Source organism: Pseudomonas sp. F9001 (assembly GCF_013385435.1).
In the GTDB taxonomy this organism is placed as follows: Bacteria; Pseudomonadota; Gammaproteobacteria; order Pseudomonadales; family Pseudomonadaceae; genus Aquipseudomonas.
The window spans coordinates 14971-34034 of sequence record NZ_JACAPX010000048.1 but is presented as its reverse complement, the minus strand read 5'-3'; the positions used below and the strand labels follow the sequence as shown (position 1 = coordinate 34034).

The 19064-nt window shown below is 62.5% G+C and carries 14 protein-coding genes; 10 read left to right on the top strand and 4 right to left on the bottom strand.

Going from position 1 to position 19064, the window contains the following annotated elements; genetic code table 11:
• Positions 1-159 precede the first annotated feature (159 nt).
• The 3 genes from HX818_RS29240 to HX818_RS29230 all read left to right on the top strand — a co-directional run bounded on the left by HX818_RS29240 (position 160) and on the right by HX818_RS29230 (position 3024).
• Positions 160-1470 (top strand): C4-dicarboxylate transporter DctA, encoded by a 1311-nt coding sequence (locus tag HX818_RS29240; protein ID WP_177021227.1) that lies wholly within the window; start codon positions 160-162, stop codon positions 1468-1470.
• 145 nt (positions 1471-1615) lie between these two features.
• Positions 1616-2320 (top strand): FadR/GntR family transcriptional regulator, encoded by a 705-nt coding sequence (locus HX818_RS29235; RefSeq protein WP_003212959.1) that lies wholly within the window; start codon positions 1616-1618, stop codon positions 2318-2320.
• Positions 2321-2337: 17 nt separating this feature from the next.
• Positions 2338-3024, top strand: coding sequence for a GntR family transcriptional regulator (locus HX818_RS29230; protein WP_102369279.1), 687 nt, complete (start codon positions 2338-2340; stop codon positions 3022-3024).
• 196 nt (positions 3025-3220) lie between these two features.
• On the opposite strand, the gene HX818_RS29225 is transcribed toward HX818_RS29230, so the two are convergent.
• Positions 3221-8080: an NAD-glutamate dehydrogenase gene (locus HX818_RS29225; protein ID WP_102604668.1), complete on the bottom strand. Its 4860-nt coding sequence runs from the start codon at positions 8078-8080 to the stop codon at positions 3221-3223.
• A 468-nt stretch (positions 8081-8548) separates the two neighbouring features.
• Here HX818_RS29225 and HX818_RS29220 point away from each other — a divergent pair, with 468 nt between their 5' ends.
• The 7 genes from HX818_RS29220 (at position 8549) to HX818_RS29190 (ending at position 16061) form a co-directional block, all read left to right on the top strand.
• Positions 8549-8905 carry a hypothetical protein gene (locus HX818_RS29220; RefSeq protein ID WP_003212949.1) on the top strand — a complete coding sequence of 119 codons (357 nt, stop codon included), beginning with the start codon at positions 8549-8551 and terminating at the stop codon, positions 8903-8905.
• A 310-nt stretch (positions 8906-9215) separates the two neighbouring features.
• Positions 9216-10175 carry a MoxR family ATPase gene (locus tag HX818_RS29215; RefSeq protein ID WP_003218556.1) on the top strand — a complete coding sequence of 320 codons (960 nt, stop codon included), beginning with the start codon at positions 9216-9218 and terminating at the stop codon, positions 10173-10175.
• Positions 10176-10180: 5 nt separating this feature from the next.
• Positions 10181-11113, top strand: coding sequence for a DUF58 domain-containing protein (locus tag HX818_RS29210; protein ID WP_003218540.1), 933 nt, complete (start codon positions 10181-10183; stop codon positions 11111-11113).
• Positions 11110-11604 (top strand): DUF4381 domain-containing protein, encoded by a 495-nt coding sequence (locus tag HX818_RS29205; RefSeq protein WP_003218539.1) that lies wholly within the window; start codon positions 11110-11112, stop codon positions 11602-11604. The genes HX818_RS29210 and HX818_RS29205 overlap by 4 nt, the downstream gene beginning before the upstream one ends.
• The gene (locus HX818_RS29200) at positions 11597-12685 is read left to right on the top strand and encodes a VWA domain-containing protein (protein ID WP_003218538.1); all 1089 of its coding nucleotides are present in this window, start codon (positions 11597-11599) and stop codon (positions 12683-12685) included. Before HX818_RS29205 ends, HX818_RS29200 begins: the two co-directional genes overlap by 8 nt.
• Complete coding sequence (locus tag HX818_RS29195) at positions 12682-14424, top strand: tetratricopeptide repeat protein (RefSeq protein WP_177021226.1); 1743 nt, start codon at positions 12682-12684, stop codon at positions 14422-14424. Before HX818_RS29200 ends, HX818_RS29195 begins: the two co-directional genes overlap by 4 nt.
• Complete coding sequence (locus HX818_RS29190) at positions 14421-16061, top strand: BatD family protein (RefSeq protein WP_102604672.1); 1641 nt, start codon at positions 14421-14423, stop codon at positions 16059-16061. The genes HX818_RS29195 and HX818_RS29190 overlap by 4 nt, the downstream gene beginning before the upstream one ends.
• Positions 16062-16200: 139 nt before the next feature.
• Here HX818_RS29190 and HX818_RS29185 read toward each other — a convergent pair whose 3' ends face one another.
• From HX818_RS29185 to HX818_RS29175, 3 genes are read right to left on the bottom strand one after another with little or no spacing between them, the layout of a single operon-like run.
• Positions 16201-17943, bottom strand: coding sequence for an ABC transporter substrate-binding protein (locus HX818_RS29185; protein WP_003218534.1), 1743 nt, complete (start codon positions 17941-17943; stop codon positions 16201-16203).
• 35 nt (positions 17944-17978) lie between these two features.
• Positions 17979-18251 (bottom strand): DUF2160 domain-containing protein, encoded by a 273-nt coding sequence (locus HX818_RS29180; protein WP_003218532.1) that lies wholly within the window; start codon positions 18249-18251, stop codon positions 17979-17981.
• A gap of 10 nt (positions 18252-18261) precedes the next feature.
• Positions 18262-19062 (bottom strand): carbohydrate ABC transporter permease, encoded by an 801-nt coding sequence (locus HX818_RS29175; RefSeq protein ID WP_008433050.1) that lies wholly within the window; start codon positions 19060-19062, stop codon positions 18262-18264.
• Positions 19063-19064: the final 2 nt, after the last annotated feature.

Sequence of the window (19064 nt, the reverse complement as noted above, 5' to 3'; positions counted from 1 at the left end):
CTTGCGGACCAACTGGTCAGACCGGGACCTGCCATCCGCGTAATATTTACTTGCGACTTGAAAAAAACCGAGCGTAGACTGGTCCCGCACTGGACATACCGGTCAGACCACAACAATTAAGCCCTGGACCCACCAGGGCACCGAATAGAGATCCTTCCCATGCTCAGATGGTGCTCGCGTTCGATTTTTCTGCAAGTCGTGATTGGCCTGGTGATCGGCATAATCTGCGGCCTCGCCCTCCCCGAATTCTCCTCGCAACTCAAACCTCTGGGTGACGGCTTTATCAAGCTGATCAAAATGCTGATTGGCCTGATCGTCTTCTGCGTGGTGGTCAGCGGTATTTCCGGTGCCGGCGACTTGAAGAAAGTCGGGCGCATCGGCCTCAAGTCGGTGATCTACTTCGAAGCACTGACCACCGTGGCCCTGGTGATCGGCCTGATCATGGCCTTCAGCACCGGGATCGGCACCGGCGCCAATATCCACCTGGAGCAACTGTCGTCTGCCGGCCTGAATGAACTGGCAGACCGCGGCCAACACATCAAGGGCACCAGCCAGTTCCTGATGGACCTGATCCCCAACTCGGTGATCGGCGCCTTCGCGGATAACAACGTGCTGCAAGTGCTGTTGTTTTCCGTGTTGTTCGGCAGCGCGCTGAACCTGGTGGGCGAAGCCGCTTCCGGCATCTCTCGGTTGATCAACGAGCTGAGCCACGTGATCTTCCGCATCATGGGCATGATCGTGCGCCTGGCGCCCATCGGCGTGTTTGGCGCCATCGCCTTCACCACCAGCACCTACGGCCTGGATTCCCTGCAACACCTGGGCAGCCTGGTGGGCCTGTTCTACCTCACCTGCTTCCTGTTCGTCGCGGTAATTCTCGGCCTGGTGATGCGCCTGTCGGGCCTGCGGATGCTGCCGCTGCTCAAGTACCTGCGGGAAGAACTGCTGATCGTGATGGGCACCGCCTCCTCCGATGCAGTGTTGCCCCAGATCATGCGTAAACTGGAGCACCTCGGCATTGGCAGCTCCACCGTGGGCCTGGTGATTCCGACCGGGTACTCGTTCAACCTCGATGGTTTCTCGATCTACCTGACCCTGGCCATCGTGTTTATCGCCAATGCCACCGGCACACCGCTGTCGATGACCGACCTGCTGACCATCCTGCTGGTGTCGCTGATCACCTCCAAGGGCGCCCACGGGATTCCGGGTTCGGCACTGGTGATTCTGGCGGCGACACTCACCGCCATCCCGGCCATTCCCGTGGTGGGCCTGGTGCTGGTGTTGGCGGTGGACTGGTTCATGGGCATTGGCCGGGCGCTGACCAACCTGATCGGCAACTGCGTTGCCACCGTGGCCATCGCCCGCTGGGAAAAAGACATCGATATCCAGCGCGCCAACAAGGTGCTGGACGGGCAACAAGGGTATGCCTTCCAGGCCAAGAAACCGGTGCTGCCTGCCCACCAAGAGTTCTGATGAGACTGACTCACCCCCTGTGGCGAGGGAGCTTGCTCCCGCTGGGGCGCGAAGCGGCCCCAAAAAATGGGCCTGCTGCGCAGTCCAGCGGGAGCAAGCTCCCTCGCCACACAAAGCAGACAGTCCAATTTATAGGGAGCCACACGTGATCACCTCGTCAACCGTCGTCAATTCAGTGGTAGAAAAACTGCGCGCCGCCCTGGCGAGGGGTCAGTGGCGGCGCGGCGAGATGCTGCCCGGCCAGCGTGAACTGGCCGAGCAAATGGGCATCAGCCGCCCGAGCCTGCGCGAAGCGGTGATCGTGCTGGAAACCCTCGGCCTGGTACGTTCCATGCCCGGCAAGGGCGTGGTGGTGCTGGAAACCACCCTCAGCGAATCCCAGGCCCAGGACAGCGGCGTGGCGGACGCCAGCCTCGAAGACATCCTGCAACTGCGCTACACCCTCGAGCCCTTCATCGTAGGTTTAGTGGCGCAATCCATCAGCAGCAAGGAAGTCGGGCAACTGCGCCTGACCCTGATGGACATGCGCGAAGCCCTCGACGCCGGCGACAGCGAAGCCGGGATGAACGCCTACATCGCGTTCCACGAAGAACTGTTCGCCCTGACCTCCAACCCGATCTTCCAGAACGTGGTGCAACAAACCAGCAACGCCCTCAAGCAAAGCGCCCAGGTACTGCGCAACTCCCCCGAACACCTGGCGGAACGCTTGCAGGAAAACGACGCCGTGGTGCGGGCGATCCGCAACAAGAACAGCGCCCTGGCCAGCGCCGAAATGCGCCGGCATATCCTGCAGGAAGGCTTGCGCATGGGCATTCGCTTGAACATCCCGGATGACCATCTGGGTAGCTGACTTCCAGGAGACCGCGCATGACCGCTCACGCCCTGCACACCCCTTTCCCCTTTACGCCGTTGCGCCTGGTGGGCAAGCCGAAACTCTCGGTGGACGACATCTACCCGGCACTGTTCGACGCCATTCTTGAGCAACGCATCGCCCCCGCCAGCCGTTTTACCGAGGAGAGCCTCGGGCAAAGTTTTGGCGTCAGCCGCAGCGTGATTCGCCGGGTGCTGGCGCGGCTGTCGCACCAGCAAGTGATCATCCTGCGGCCCAACCACCGCGCCCAGGTGGCGGCACCGGATGCACAACAGACCCAGCAGATTCTCGAGGCGCGACGCCTGACGGAAATCACCGTGGTGCAGTTGGCGTGTGCCCAGGCGAAACCGGCGCAGATCCGCCAACTGCGGGAGTTGATCGCACGGGAGCGCGACTGCATCGAGCGTGACGAACGTGGCCCGGCGATTCGCCTTTCCGGGGAATTTCACCTGCAATTGGCGGCAATTGCGGGCAACGCGCCGCTGGCACAGTTTCTCAACAGCCTGGTGCCGCTGACCTCATTGGCGATTGCGCAGTTTGAGGCCAAGGCTTGCACGTATTGCGCATGGCAGGAACATAGGGCGATTGTGGATGCGGTGGAGCATGGCGATGCCGGCAAAGCCGTCAACTTGATGACCCGGCATCTGGATCATCTGGAAGCCAAGCTACTACGCAGCAATTGATCACACTGTTTTAACCTGTGGCGAGGGAGCTTGCTCCCGCTGGGACGCGCAGCGGCCCCAAAAACGGGACTGCTGCGCAGCCCAACGGGAGCAAGCTCCCTCGCCACAAGTTGAGATAACACGCCGATAATCAAATGCAAAAAAGCCCGATATCTTTCGATACCGGGCTTTTGGTTTTACCGCTCAATCAAGCCAGTTACAGCACCGATTGACCGCTCATCGCCAGGTCCAGCAACTCACGGTTGGCTACCGCGTACATGGCGTAGTCCGTGCCGACTGCAGCACGAATTTCCACCATCATGGTGCGCCAGCGATCAGCCATGTCCTGGTGCTGCTCAAGCCACAGGGCCACGCGGGCTTCCATGTCTTCTGGCGCATCGGCCATTTGCAGTACGGAAATGGTGATCGCCCGTTGCTGCCAATCCACGTCATCGCGGAAGGCTTCGCGGGCCTGGGCCTGCCAGTTGTTGCCCACGGGCAGGCTGCTGATCTGCTGCAGGTACCACGGCAAGTCCAGGGCGCTGCCGACGGCAAAGTAAGCCTTCGCGACGTCTGCCGCACTTTGGCCTGTCACGTCGGCGGCTTCGATGATCGGCAGCAGGGTGTACAGGTGGGTAGTGCCTGCAACCATGCGCGCCAACAACTCCGGCACACCGGCTTCGACATAAGCCTGGTAACGGTTCTGCCAACCTTCGCGGGTCGGGCCTTCCAGCAGTTCGTCGAGCTTGAGGCCCAGCGCGGCAAGGTGCGGACCGAAGTGCGCAACATCACGTCCGGCATCCTGTTCGTTGCGACGGCTGCGCAGGAACCAGCGCGTGGCACGGCGGCCCAGGCGCATCAGCTCGTCCATCAGCTCCAGTTGCACGTCGGCCGAGACCTGGTGGTCCAGGGCTTCGATCTGACGGAACCAGTGCGGGAGGTGGAAGATGTCACGCACGATCACGTAGGCGCCCGCCACGTTCGCCGGGCTCATGCCGGTGGACTCTTTGAGGCGCTGAACGAAGGTGATGCCCATGTGGTTGACCAGGTCGTTGGCGATCTGGGTGCTGACGATCTCGCGCTTCAGACGGTGGCGACGCATGGCTTCGGAGAACTTCGCCACCAGGCTCGGCGGGAAAGCGGTCTCCATGTCACGGGTCAGGTAGTCGTCATCCGGCACCAGGGATTTGAGCAACGCTTCCTTGAGGTCGATCTTGCTGTAGGAGATCAGTACCGACAGCTCCGGACGGGTCAGGCCCTTGCCCGCAGCGGCGCGCTCGTTGAGCTGCTCCTCGGTCGGCAGGTACTCGATGGCGCGGTCCAGCTTGCCACGGCCTTCCAGATCGCTCATCAGGCGCTTGTACTCGGCCACGCGCTCGAAGGCTTTGCGGGCAGCCAGGGACAGGGCCTGGGTTTGCTTGTAGTTGTTGCCCAACACCAGGCTGCCGACTTCGTCGGTCATGCTCGCCAGCAACTGGTTGCGCTGCTTGTCGGTCATGTCACCGGCCTGCACCACTTCGTTGAGCAGGATCTTGATGTTCACTTCGTGGTCGGAGCAGTCCACACCACCGGCGTTGTCGATGAAGTCGGTGTTGGAACCGCCGCCATTGAGGCCGAATTCCACACGACCCAGCTGCGTCATGCCGAGGTTACCGCCCTCGCCCACCACCTTGCAGCGCAGCTCGTTGCCATTGACGCGCAGGGCGTCGTTGGCCTTGTCGCCCACATCGGCGTGGCTCTCGGTGCTGGCCTTGACGTAAGTACCGATACCGCCGTTCCACAACAGGTCCACCGGTGCCTTGAGCAAGGCATTCAGCAGTTCGGTCGGGGTCAGCTTGTCGGCCTGGATGTCGAAGCGTTCTTTCATCTGTGGCGAGATGGCAATGCTCTTCGCGCTGCGCGAGAAGATACCGCCGCCTTCGGACATGATGCTGGTGTCGTAGTCGGTCCAGGCCGAGCGCGGCAGGTCGAACAGGCGCTGACGTTCAGCGAAGCTGTTGGCCGGGTTCGGGTTTGGATCGATGAAGATGTGCAGGTGGTTGAAGGCCGCGACCAGTTGCAGCTTGTCGGACATCAACAGGCCGTTGCCGAACACGTCGCCGGCCATGTCGCCCACGCCCACCACAGTGATGCTGTCTTGCTGGACGTTGATGCCGCGCTCACGGAAGTGACGCTGCACACCCACCCAGGCACCCTTGGCGGTGATGCCCATTTTCTTGTGGTCGTAACCGGCAGAACCACCGGAAGCGAACGCATCACCCAGCCAGAAGCCGTAGTCGATGGCGATGCCGTTGGCGATGTCGGAGAAGGTCGCAGTGCCCTTGTCCGCGGCCACCACCAGGTACGGGTCATCGTTGTCGTGGCGCACCACGTTCAACGGTGGCACCAGGGCGCCGTCTTTCAGGTTGTCGGTAATGTCCAGCAAGCCCGAAATGAAGATGCGGTAGCAGGCGATGCCCTCGGCCGCGATCTCGTCCCGGCTGCCGCCCAACGGCAGGCGACGCGGCAGGAAACCGCCCTTGGCGCCCACCGGCACGATCACCGAGTTCTTCACTTGCTGGGCTTTTACCAGGCCCAGCACTTCAGTGCGGAAGTCTTCTTCACGGTCGGACCAACGCAGGCCGCCGCGAGCGACGTTGCCAAAGCGCAGGTGCACGCCTTCAACCCGTGGCGAGTAGACGAAGATTTCAAACTTCGGCACCGGCTTGGGCAGCTCAGGAATCGCGTGCGGGTTGAACTTGAAGCTGAAGTACGACTTGTTCTGGCCGTTGGCGTCAGCCTGGTAGAAGTTGGTCCGCAGGGTGGCCTTGATCAGGTCCAGGTAGCGACGCAGGATGCGGTCTTCGTTGAGCACCTGAACGTCGTCCAGGGCCGTGAGGATCGCTTGTTCCAGGCGTTGCTGCTTGTCTTCGAGGTCTTCGGCGGTGAGCTTGCGCGCCAGGTAGAAACGGGTCTTGAACAACCGGGTCAACTCGCGGGCGATGTCGGTGTGGTTGTTCAGGGTGCTGGCGATGTAACCCAGGTCGAAGCCCAGGCGAATCTGCTTCAGGTAACGGGCGTAGGCACGCAGCAGCGCCACGTCGCGCCATGGCAGGCCGGCCGTCAGCACCAGACGGTTGAACGCATCGTTTTCGGCATCGCCGTGCACGATATGCACGAATGCGTCCTGCAGGGTGTCGTTCAATTGCTGGATATCGAGGTTCACGCCTTCGGCGGCGATGAACGCGAAATCGTGAATCCAGAACTCGCGGCCATTGGCATGACGCAGGCGGTACGGGAATTCACCCAGGACACGCAGGCCGAGGTTTTCCAGGATCGGCAGCACATCGGACAGCGCCAGCGGCGTATCGGCATGATACAGCTTGCAATGCAGCTCGCGCTGGCCGGAAACCTGGCCCAGCGGCTGATAGAAGCTCATCACCAGCGGGTTGGCTTCGGTCAGGCTGAGCAAGTGCTGCATGTCGACCACGGCCGAATGCGCGGCGAAACGCTCGCGGTAGCCGGCCGGGAAACCTTTCGGGAAATCAGCCAGCACGTTGGTGCCATGGGCTTCGCCGAAGCTTTCCACCACCAGGCTGGAGTAGTCGTCCTGCCAGCTGCGGCAGGCCTGCACCACTTCTTTTTCCAGTTGCAGCGGGTCGATGTCCAGGCGGTTCTTCGGGTCTACCCGCAGGATCAACTGCACGCGAGCCAGTACGGACTCGGAGAAGAACGTCCAGAACTCGCAGTCCGAGGCTTTCAGGCGATCCATCAGCACTTGCTGGATCTTCTGGCGCACCTCGGTGGAATAGATGTCCCGCGGCACGTAGGCCAGGCAGTAGCAGAAACGGCCGTACGGGTCTTTGCGCAGGAACACGCGGATCTTGTTGCGTTCCTGGATCTGCACGATCGACATCACGGTGCTGAACAGCTCGTCCACCGGGGTCTGGAACAGGTCATCACGGGGCAGCACCTCGACCACCTGGGCCAGCTCCTTGCCCAAGTGCGCCTTGGCCTGGAAGCCCGAGCGACGCTCGATTTCCGTCACCTTGCGACGGATGTAAGGAATCACCCGCACGCTCTCGCCGTACACCGAGGAGGTGTAGAGGCCCATGAAGCGGCATTCCTTGATGACCTTGCCGTCGGCGTCGATCTGGCGGATCGACACGTAGTCCGGGTAGGCCGGGCGGTGCACGCGGCTTGGGTGTGCAGCCTTGGCGAACGACAGCACGGCCGGCTCACGCAGGTAGTTCACCGCGTAGTCTTCGATGCGCAGCTCGTCGGTAGTCAGGCCCGGGCGCAGCAGTTTGGTCAGACCGAGGAACGAGTTGGCGTCATATTCGATATGACCGCCGTCCGCCTCGTCACGTACCACAAACTCTTCATAGCCGAGGAAGGTGAAGTGGTTGCCCACCAGCCATTCCAGGAAGCTCTTGATCTCGGCTTTTTCTTCGCCGTCGATCACGTACGGGCTGGCGTCGATACCGGCCAGCAGCTCCTGGACCTTGGCTTTCATCGGTTCGAAATCGGCGACAGCGACGCGCACTTCGCCCAGCACCTGCTCAAGTTCCTTGCTCAGGACACTCAGCTCGGCGGCGTTGGCGCAACGGTCGATTTCCAGGTACATCAGCGATTCTTGCTGAACGTCTTCGCCCTGGGTGCCTTTCGGCAGGATTTCCAGCAACTCGCCCTTCTTGCCACGACGCACGCTGAGCACGGTGGTTTGCAGGGTATGGATGCTGTAGCCACGGCGGTTCAGCTCGGTGCGTACCGAGTCCACCAGGAATGGCAGGTCGTGGTGCAGCACTTCGACCGCGGTGTGGGTCGATTGCCAGCCATGACGTTCGTAATCGGGGTTGTAGACCCGCACTTGCGGTTGGTTGTGATCAAAGCGCTCAAGCAGGCGCCAGGCAGACAGGGTGCAACCGGCCAGGTCGGACAAGCGACGCTGGGTCAGTTCATCCAGGGAAATGATGCCGAAAAATTGTTCAGCGAACAGCGCCACTTGTGGCAGTGCCTGTTCACTGATGTGCTGCGCCAGTGCCGCTTGCAGTTGGTGCTGGAAGTCGGCTTTGCTGGCTGCGGTGAAGAACGCCATCTGTGGTACTCCGCTTGGGCTTGTTATTGATGGAAGCGTCGCGTGTTATCCCCTTGCGGGGAGACCGTCAGCTCTGTTCGCGGTCTACAGTAACGAATTCAGAGTGACAGGTGGGTGAAGCTGGACAAGACAATGAGGTCACATTCAACTTCCATAAGATGCGCACCTTGCCAGGTGACGGTACGACGGGCAGGTCAGACTCCTGGCGAGGCACATCCGTTGCGCAGCTTAACGAGTGTAGGAAGCAAGCTGCTTGCGACGCTGCGACATATTCGGTCATCGGCACGCTGCCGGCGGGTTGCGACTTGGGCAACCGGGTGTTTTCGGAGAAATCCCAAGGCGCCGAGTACCGGAAATGACTGATATTGCCCGCCAGGTCATGCCACAAGGTCTGACACACGATGCAGCACAAAATTCGCCGCAATGGCACAATTGCCCTGCTTCGCCCTCCCCCAGACAGGATTAACCATGCCATTGCAACTCACCACCGCCCACCTGATCGTCAACCCGTGCGATGACGAAGAAGACAACATGGCCATGCTCTGCTGCCACGGCGACAAGGGCGAGATGTTCATGGTGACCCGTTATCCGGACGAGGACGAGGTGGAAGTCACCTGGGATTACGAGCCGTCGACCCTGGACGGGCTGAAGATCACCCTGAGTGCCACGACACTGTTGGTGGAGATTGGCGCGGCGGATGCCGATGCATTGGGCGGCCACGATCAATTGGCAATCACCCACGGCACCGCCGAGTCGGATCTGGCCGAAGTGGAAGAAACCCTGCAGAACATTCTCAAGGGCACCGGGACCTATATCCGGGCCTAGTTGCCAAACCCGCACAATGTGGCGAGGGAGCTTGCTCCCGCTGGGCTGCGAAGCGGCCCCAATCCAGCCAACTGCGTTCTGCCTGGAAAAACTCGGCAGCCTTGCTGGGGCTGCTGCGCAACCCAGCGGGAGCAAGCTCCCTCGCCACAAAGGCAGGCGCCTATCGGAAAAAACCTCAGACATTTCCCACATTTCCCGAAAAATACCCCCCGCGCCGTTAGTCTCCACCCCCTCCGATGCATTAAAGTAACGCCCCCAGGCCTGGCATTTTTCGCAATGCCCAGTCTCACCTCTCCAGGAACCGTCATCGATGGAACATCGTGAAGCGCTGCTTGCGCTGCGAACCTTTCTTTCAACGCAGATTCTCGGCCAGGAAAAACTCATCGAGCGCTTGCTCATTGCCCTGCTCGCCGATGGCCATATGCTGGTTGAAGGCGCTCCTGGGCTGGCCAAGACCAAGGCCATCAAGGAGCTTGCCGAAGGGATCGAGGCCCAGTTCCATCGCATCCAGTTCACCCCCGACCTGCTGCCCGCCGACATCACCGGCACCGAGATCTATCGCCCGGAAACCGGCAGTTTCGTGTTCCAGCAAGGCCCGATCTTCCACAACCTGGTGCTGGCGGACGAAATCAACCGTGCCCCGGCCAAGGTGCAGTCGGCATTGCTCGAAGCCATGGCCGAGCGCCAGGTCAGCGTGGGGCGCAGCACTTACGAGTTGTCGCCATTGTTCCTGGTGATGGCCACGCAAAACCCGATCGAGCAGGAAGGCACCTACCCGCTGCCCGAAGCCCAGCTCGACCGTTTCCTGATGCACGTGAAAATCGGCTTCCCGGATGCCGCCGTCGAGCGCCGCATCCTGCAGCAGGCCCGTGGCGAAGCCCTCAACGGTGAAACCAAGCCCGAGCGGCGCGTCAGCCAGCAGGCGATCTTCGCCGCGCGCAAGGAAATCCTCGGCCTGTACATGGCCGATGCGGTGGAGGAATACCTGGTGCAACTGGTCATGGCCACTCGCACCCCGGCCAAGTTCGATCCGGAAATGGCCGAATGGATTGCCTATGGCGCCAGCCCTCGTGGCTCGATTGCCCTGGACCGCTGCGCCCGGGCCCACGCCTGGCTGGCCGGCCGCGATTTCGTCAGCCCGGAAGACATCCAGGCGGTGCTGTTCGACGTGCTGCGCCACCGCATCATTCTGTCGTTCGAGGCCGAAGCGGCCGGCATCGACCAGGACCGCGTGGTGCAACGCATTCTCGACGTCGTTGCCGTCGCTTGACGCCTATGAACGCTGGCGATGGAACCCGTGTCACCCTGAGCGAATTGATCGAGATGCGTCATCGCGTGCGGGAAGTGCAGCTGTTTTCCACGCCGAGCCAGCGCAGCCCGCTGATCGGCCTGCACCACTCGAAACTGCGCGGGCGCGGGGTCGACTTCGACCAGGTGCGGGTGTATCAGGCCGGCGACGATGTGCGCACCATCGACTGGCGCGTCACTGCACGCACCCAGGAGCCCCACACCAAGCTGTTTCATGAAGAGCGCGAACGGCCGATCTTCATCATGGTGGAGCAAAGCTGCCGCTTGTTTTTCGGCTCGGGGCAGATGTTCAAGTCGGTGCTGGCGGCCCAGGCGGCGAGCCTGATCGGCTGGGCGGCGCTGGGCCATAACGACCGGGTCGGCGGGCTGGTGTTCGGTGACAGCGAGCACTACGAAATCAAACCCCGGCGCAGCAAGCAAAGCCTGCTGCAATTGCTCAACCGGTTGGTACGGGTCAACCAGAGCCTCAACACCGAACGCCGCCCCGAAGCCGACGCCCTCGGCATGGCCTTGCGCCGAGCCCGGGAAGTATTGCGCCCGGGCAGCCTGGTGATTGTGATCTGTGACGAGCGCGCCCTGACCGAAGGCGCCGAGCAACAACTGAGCCTGTTGTCGCGGCATTGCGACCTGCTGCTGTTGCCGGTTTCCGACCCGCTGGACCACGCCCTGCCCGCCGCCGGCCTGCTGCGCTTCGCCGAGCGCGGCGCACAGCTGGAGCTGGACACCCTGAATTTTGATCTGCGCCAGGCCTACAAGGCCCAGGCCGAAGCCCGCAGCGCACGCTGGGAACTGCTCGCGCAAAAGCTGCGGGTGCTGTTGATGCCCTTGAGTACCCAGGGTGAAATGGTCGAGCAACTGCGCGAATACCTGAACCCGCAACGCCCGGTTAAAAAGCAATGAGCAGCCTCGACCAACTGCAACCCCTGATTGCCCCGCCAGTGATCGGCTTCTGGCCGCCGGCGCCGGGTTGGTGGCTGTTGCTGCTGATCATCCCGTTGGCGGGCTGGGGCCTGTGGTGGCTGCGCCGTTTCCTGCCAGCCAAGCGCCCATTGGCCCGTGCCGAACAACCCCTGGACCCGCTGCGCATCGCCGCCCTCGCCGAACTGGCGCTGATGCCCAAACCCTACGACGGCGCACCGGCCGGTGCCTGGCTGCAACAACTCAACGGCCTGCTCAAGCGCCTGTGCCGCAACGACTACCCCTACAGCCAGAGCCACACCCTCAACGGCCGCAAGTGGCTGGCGTTCCTCGACAACCGTTGCCCCGCTGCCGGCCTGACCCGCTGGATGGTTCTGGTGGAAGGCGCCTACAAGCCCGAATGCAAACTCGACGACAAGGCCATCGCTGGCCTGACCCAAGCGGTCGACACCTGGATTCGCAAACATGTTTGAGTTCGCCTGGCCGTGGATCTTTGCCCTGTTGCCATTGCCCTGGTTGCTGCGCCTCATCCTGCCGGTGGCCGACAGCGGCGAACCGGCGCTGAAAGTCAGCTTCCTCAGCGACCTCGAAGGCCTGGCCCGCCGCCGCGCGCGGGTCAACCTGCCGGGATGGCGCCAGCAAGCACCGTTTGTGTTCCTGTGGCTGCTGCTGTTGACCGCCGCCGCCCGCCCGGAATGGTTGGGCGAACCCTTGCCGATTGCAGCCAGCGGCCGCGACTTGCTGGTGGCGGTGGACGTTTCCGGCTCGATGGACTTCCCCGACATGCAATGGCAAGACGAAGACGTCAGCCGCCTGAGCCTGGTCAAGCACCTGCTGGGAGATTTCCTGGAGGGCCGCGAAGGTGATCGCGTGGGATTGATCCTGTTCGGCAGCCAGGCCTATCTGCAAGCGCCGCTGACCTTTGACCGGCGCACCGTGCGCACCTGGCTGGATGAGGCACGGATTGGCATCGCCGGTAAAAACACCGCGATTGGCGACGCCATCGGCCTGGCCCTCAAGCGCCTGCGCCAGCGTCCGGCGCAAAGCCGGGTGCTGATCCTGGTCACCGACGGCGCCAACAATGCCGGCGAAATCGACCCGCTGACCGCCGCCCGCCTGGCCGCCGAAGAAGGGGTGAAAATCTACCCGATCGGCATCGGCGCAGACCCCGAGCAAACCGGCTCCCTGGGCATCCTCGGCGTCAACCCGAGCCTCGACCTCGACGAACCGGCCCTCAAGGCCATCGCCGAGGCCACCGGCGGCCGCTACTTCCGCGCCCGCGACGGCAACGAACTGCTGAAGATCAAGGAAACCCTCGACCAGCTCGAACCCGTGGCCCAGCAACCCACCCAGGCCCGCCCCGCCCAGGCGCTGTACAGCGCGCCGCTGGCGTTGGCGCTGATCCTCAGCATGCTGCTGGTGATCCAGGAACGCTGGCCGGATAACGCCCTGCAACGCCTGTTCAACAAACTCTCAAGCAAGGGCCGTTTCCTGCAACCCAATCCTGAATGGCGCGAACGCCTCAAACGCCTGCGTTTGCGGAGGCGTCGATGATCACCTTGTGGCCGCACTGGTTCCGCCCCTGGTGGCTGTTGCTGCTGCCGCTGCTCGGCTGGTTGCTGTGGCAGTTGTGGCACCGCCAGAAACGCGCCGGGCGCTGGCAGATGATTCTGCCGCCGGCCTTCCACGCCGCGTTGCTCAGTGGCGGCAATGGTCGGGAGAGCAAATCGCCGTGGGTGGTGCTCGGCATCGCCTGGCTGCTGGCCGTGCTGGCGTTGCTGGGGCCGAGCTGGGAACGCGTCGAACAGTCCAGCCAGAAGCCCGCCGACCCGCTGGTGGTGCTGCTGGAACTGACCCCGGAAATGCTCGCCACCGACAGCCCGCCCAGCCGCCTCGAACAGGCACGGCGCAAGCTGTTCGACCTGCTTCAGGCCCGCAGCGATGCGCAGACCGCCATCGTGGTCTACGCCGGCAGCGCCCATACGCTGGTGCCGCTGTCCGACGACCTGGCCACCAGCCATAATCTGCTGGAAGCCCTGCGCCCCTCGATCATGCCCGAGCCCGGCCACCGCGCAGACCTGGCGGTGGAAAAAGCCCTGAGCCTGCTCAAGCATGGCGGCCTCGGCCAGGGCCGACTGCTGCTGATCGGATCTTCCCTGTCCAAGCAGGAGCGCCAGGGCATCCGCCTGCAGCTGCAAGGCAACCAGGCGCCGAGCTTGTCGATCCTTGGCATCGGCAGCCGTGAAGGCACGCCGGTGACCCAGGAAAGCGGCGAATTCCTCAAGGACGCCCAGGGCGCAATCCTCGTACCGCGTCTCGACAGCCCGACCCTCAAGGCCTTCGCCAGCGAAATGGGCGGCCTCTACCGCCAGGCACGCCTGGACGACAAGGACCTGCGCCACCTCGGGATGCTGGACGGCCCGCAAAGCCTGCGCAATGACGGCCAACTGCTGCACCTCGATACCTGGGCCGACCAGGGTTATTGGTTGCTCTTGCCACTGCTGCTGCTCGCTGCCTGCGCCGGGCGCCGGGGCTGGCTGTTCTTCCTGCCGTTGCTGCTGTTGGGCGCGCCGCAGCCCAGCTATGCCTTCGACTTCCAGGACCTGTGGCTGCGCCCCGACCAACAGGGCCAACTGCTGCTGAAGAAAAAACGCCCGGCCGAAGCAGCCGAACATTTCGAAGACCCGCAATGGCAAGGCGTCGCACTGTATGAAGCGGGCAACTATGCCGAAGCCGCCAAGCGGTTTGCCGAAGGCAGCGACGCCTACTCCCACTACAATCGAGGCAATGCCCTGGCCAAAAGCGGCGAGCTGGAAGCGGCGATCGATGCCTACGAACAAGCCCTCGAAGCCCAGCCAGACTTGCAGCCGGCGCTGAAGAACAAGGCGCTGGTGGAAAGCCTGATGCAACAGGAACCGGAAAAAACCGAGCCGGCCAAGCCTGCAAAAAACGAGGATGACGAAACCACGCAACCCGGCCAGACTGCGCAACCGGGCGCCAGCAGCCAGACCGCCACCGGTGGCGAGCAGACGTCCCAAGGCCAGGGCCAGCCCGGCGCGACCGACACGCAAACCGGGGCCACGCCCCACGCCGGCAGCAACGAGGTACCCGGCAGCGAGTTGGGTGATGAACAAACCACCACCCCGCCCCTGCGCCCGGTCGACGGCACGCTTGAAGGCGAGCAGCGCCAGGCCCTGGAACAATGGCTGCGGCAGATCCCGGACAACCCCGGCGAGCTGCTGCGACGCAAATTCTGGTACGAACAGCAACAACATCAGGACAAGACTCGATGAACCGCTGCACCGCCTTTCTTCTCACCCTCGCGTTGTGGGCCAGCCAGGCCCAGGCCGCCGGCCTGGTGGCCAGTGTCGACCGCAGCCGCATCAATTCCGGGGAGACGGTGGAACTGACGGTGGAATCCAACGACGTCACGCTGTTCGGCAAACCGGACCTGGCGCCGCTGGACCCGCTGTTTGAAGTGAGCGGCACGCGCCAGATCAACCAGCTCACCACCCTGGGTGGCGATAACCATGCCACAACCCGCTGGATCATCACCTTGCTGCCCAAGGAGAACGGCACCGTGGTGATTCCGCCGTTGCAGATCGGCGAACTCAAGACCCAGCCGATCACCCTGCAGGTGGTGGAAACCGTCAGCCAGAACACCGAGGCCCAACTGGCCCCGGTATTCATTGAAACCAACCTCGACCAGGACAGCGTCTACGTCCAGGCCCAGGCGTTGCTGACCGTGCGCGTCTACCACTCGGTGTCGCTGTATGACGACAGCAGCCTCACGCCGTTGCAGGTCGCCGATACGCGCATCGAGCAGTTGGGCGAGTCGCGCACCTACGAGAAAGTCATCAACGGCATCCGTCACGGTGTGATCGAAACCCGCTATGCCATCTACCCGCAGCACAGCGGCACGCTGACCATTCCGACGCAGACGTTCAGCGCCACCCTGGTAGAGCCACGGCCCGCCCAGGACAACAACCCCCAGGGTTCCAAGCCCGGCAAGCTGATTCACGTCAGTTCGCCGGAGCTGTCGTTGACGGTCAAGGCCAAGCCTGCGCTGTACCCGGCGGATGCTCCCTGGCTGCCGGCCCGCAGCCTGACCCTCACGGAAAGCTGGAACCCCGAGCCCGATCACGTACAGGTGGGCGACTCCCTGACCCGCAGCCTGACCTTGAAAGCCGAAGGCCTGGCCGGCGCGCAACTGCCACCGCTGGCACTGAGCGACATCCCCGGCCTGCGCCGCTACCCGGACCAGCCGGTGCTGAGCAACCAGAACAACGACCGTGGCCTGATCGGCAGCCGTGAAGACCGCGAAGCGCTGGTGCCCAACCGCGTTGGCGCGCTTGAACTGCCGGCGGTGGACGTGGTGTGGTGGAACACCCATGAAGACCATCTGGAACGCACCAGCCTGCCGGCGCGCACCCTGCAAGTGGCGACCAACCCGAGCCTGATCGTGGACACGCCGGCCAGCCCGACCGTGATCACCGCGCCGGACAACGACAGCCTGTGGATCTGGCAACTGACCAGCCTGATCCTGGCCTGCACCACCCTGCTGGGCTTCGGTTTGTGGTGGCGTGCACGCTGGCAGCCGGCGATTTTGCGTGCCGCGCAAACCGGCCCGAGCCCGCGTACCTTGCTGGACGACCTCAAGCGGGCGAGCCAGGCGAATGACCCGCAGGCTACGCGTCAGGCGCTGGATGCCTGGGCGCGACAGCAGCCGGAGACCCTGGCGGATATGGCGGCGCGGTTTGTGCCGTTGTCGGATGCGCTGGATGGGTTGAACGGCGCGCTGTACAGCGAGAGTGGGCAGTATTGGCAGGGAGAGGAATTGTGGCGGGCGGTGAAGGCGATTCCGATGGCGGAGCGCGAGCAGGACCCTGCGGGGGACAGCACCAGCTTGCCGCCGCTGTATCCCAAATAGCCCCCCTTGCAGAAACACCGCAAACCCAATGTGGGAGCGGGCTTGCTCGCGAAAGCGGTCTGTCAGTCACATATCTGCTGACTGATCTACCGCCTTCGCGAGCAAGCCCGCTCCCACATTTTGATCTGCGGCGTCTGGGTTACTTGCGCGCCGCCTCCCACGACTTCAGCAACTCGTTATAACTGACCGTCTCACCCTGCGGCTTCTCATTCGCCAGCTTCGGTTTCGGCGCGCCCGGCTGGTCGAACCAGTATTGCGCGTCCCGTTCCTCGTTCATTTTCGGCCCGCAAATCGGCTGCACCTTGGAGCGTTCCAGGCGCGTCATGATCGCGTCCTGATCCTTGGCCAACCCGTCCAGCGCCTGCTGCGGCGTCTTCTCTCCGCTGGCCGCCTCCGAAATATGGCTCCACCACAATTGCGCCAACCGTGGATAGTCCGGCACGTTGGTGCCGGTCGGGGTCCACTCCACCCGGGCCGGGCTGCGGTAGAACTCCACCAACCCACCGAGTTTCGGCGCCAGGTCGGTCATGGCCTGGGAGTTGATGTCAGACTCACGAATCGGCGTCAGGCCAACGATGGTTTTTTTCAGCGACACGGTTTTCGAGGTCACGAACTGCGCGTAGAGCCAGGCCGCCAGTTTCTGCTTCTCGGGCGTCGACTTGAGGAAGGTCCAGGAACCTACGTCCTGATAGCCCTTCTTCATGCCCTTTTCCCAGTAAGGCCCGACGGGTGATGGCGCCATGCGCCATTTCGGCGTGCCGTCGGCGTTGACCACCGGCAGGCCCGGCTTGGTCATGTCGGCGGTAAACGCGGTGTACCAGAAGATCTGCTGGGCGATGTTGCCCTGGGACGGCACCGGACCGGATTCGGAGAAGGTCATGCCCGCCGCTTCCGGTGGTGCATAGGCTTTCATCCAGTCCACGTATTTCTGCGTGGCATACACCGCCGCCGGGCCGTTGGTGTCGCCACCACGGGTGACGCTGGAGCCCACCGGGTGGCAGTCCTCCACGCGAATGCCCCATTCGTCCACCGGCAAACCGTTGGGCAGGCCCTTGTCGCCGCCACCGGCCATGGAGAACCAGGCATCGGTGAAGCGCCAGCCCAGGGACGGGTCTTTCTTGCCGTAGTCCATGTGCCCGTAGACGCGCTTGCCGTCGATTTCCTTGACGTCTTCGCTGAAGAATTTGGCGATGTCTTCGTAGGCCGACCAGTTCACCGGCACGCCGAGTTCATAGCCGTACTTCTCCTTGAACTTGGCTTTCAGGTCTGCCCGTTCGAACCAGTCGGCGCGGAACCAGTACAGGTTGGCGAACTGCTGGTCGGGCAATTGGTAGATCTTGCCGTCGGGCGCAGTGGTGAACGAAATACCGATGAAGTCCTTGATGTCCAGGGTGGGTGAAGTGAAGTTCTTGCCTTCGTTGGCCATCAGGTCGGTGATGGATTCTGTCTTGCCATAGCGAAAGTGCGTACCGATCAAGTCGGAATCGTTGACCCAGCCGTCATAGATATTCTTGTCGGACTGCATCTGGGTTTGCAGCTTTTCCACCACGTCGCCTTCCTGCAGCAAGTCGTGGGTCAGCTTGATCCCGGTGATTTCGCTGAAGGCCTTGGCCAGCACCTTGGATTCATACTCGTGGGTGGTGAGGGTTTCCGACACCACGTTGATCTTCATCCCACGAAACGGCTCCGCGGCCTTGATAAACCACTTCAGCTCTTCAAGCTGCTGGGCTTCGGTGAGGGTCGACGGTTTGAACTCACTGCCGATCCATTTTTTCGCAGCGTCTTCATAAGCATCCGCCCAGGCCGCAGCACTGAGCCCGCTGAGCGCCAGCACGGCCGCCAATGAAATGCTATGTCGCAGCTTATTGTTTTTATCGAACATAGAGACCTCCTGGTTTTGGGGTTCAAAAGGGGCAGCTAGCCCCAACGCATCACAGACAACAGCCACACCAGAGACAGCGCGGACGCCACCCAGATGCTCCAGCCGGTTACGCCGATCACCAACAAATGCAGGTAGGCGCTGCCGAGAAGACCGATAAACAAACGATCACCACGGGTGGTGCTGATCGGTAAAAAGCCGCGCCGGGGGATACTCGGCGAGCGCAATTCCCAGGTCGTCATGCCCACCAGCAGCAGGCCGATCGCGGCAAAGAACAGTGCAGTCGGGGTGGTCCAGGCCATCCATTCCATCATCGACTCCTCAGACCCGGCCCAGGGCAAAGCCCTTGGCCACATGGTTGCGAACGAACCAGATCACCAGCATGCCCGGCAAAATGGTCAACACCCCCGCCGCCGCCAGCACGCCCCAGTCGATGCCGGAGGCCGAAACCGTACGGGTCATCACTGCGGCGATGGGTTTGGCGTTCACCGACGTCAGCGTGCGTGCCAGCAGGAGCTCGACCCAGGAAAACATGAAGCAGAAAAACGCCGTGACGCCGATCCCCGAGCCAATCAGCGGGATGAAGATCTTCACGAAAAACTTGGGAAAACTGTACCCGTCGATGTAGGCCGTTTCGTCGATTTCCTTGGGCACGCCCGACATGAAACCTTCGAGAATCCACACCGCCAGCGGCACGTTGAACAGGCAATGGGCCAAGGCCACCGCGATATGCGTATCGAACAAGCCAATGGACGAATACAGCTGGAAGAACGGCAGCAAAAACACTGCCGGCGGCGCCATGCGGTTGGTCAGCAACCAGAAGAACAAGTGCTTGTCGCCGAGGAAGCGGTAGCGCGAGAACGCGTAGGCCGCCGGCAGCGCCACGCTCAGGGAAATCACGGTGTTGAGGCTGACGTAGTACAGCGAGTTGAGGTAGCCGGTGTACCAGCTCGGGTCGGTGAAGATCACCTTGTAGTTGGCGAAGGTGAAGTCCTGCGGAAACAGGGTCAGGCCGCCGAGGATTTCGGTGTTGCTCTTGAAGGACATGTTCAGCAGCCAGTAGATCGGCACCAGCAGGAACAGGATGTAGACCAGCAGCGGGATTACCTTGCGCTTGCTCATGT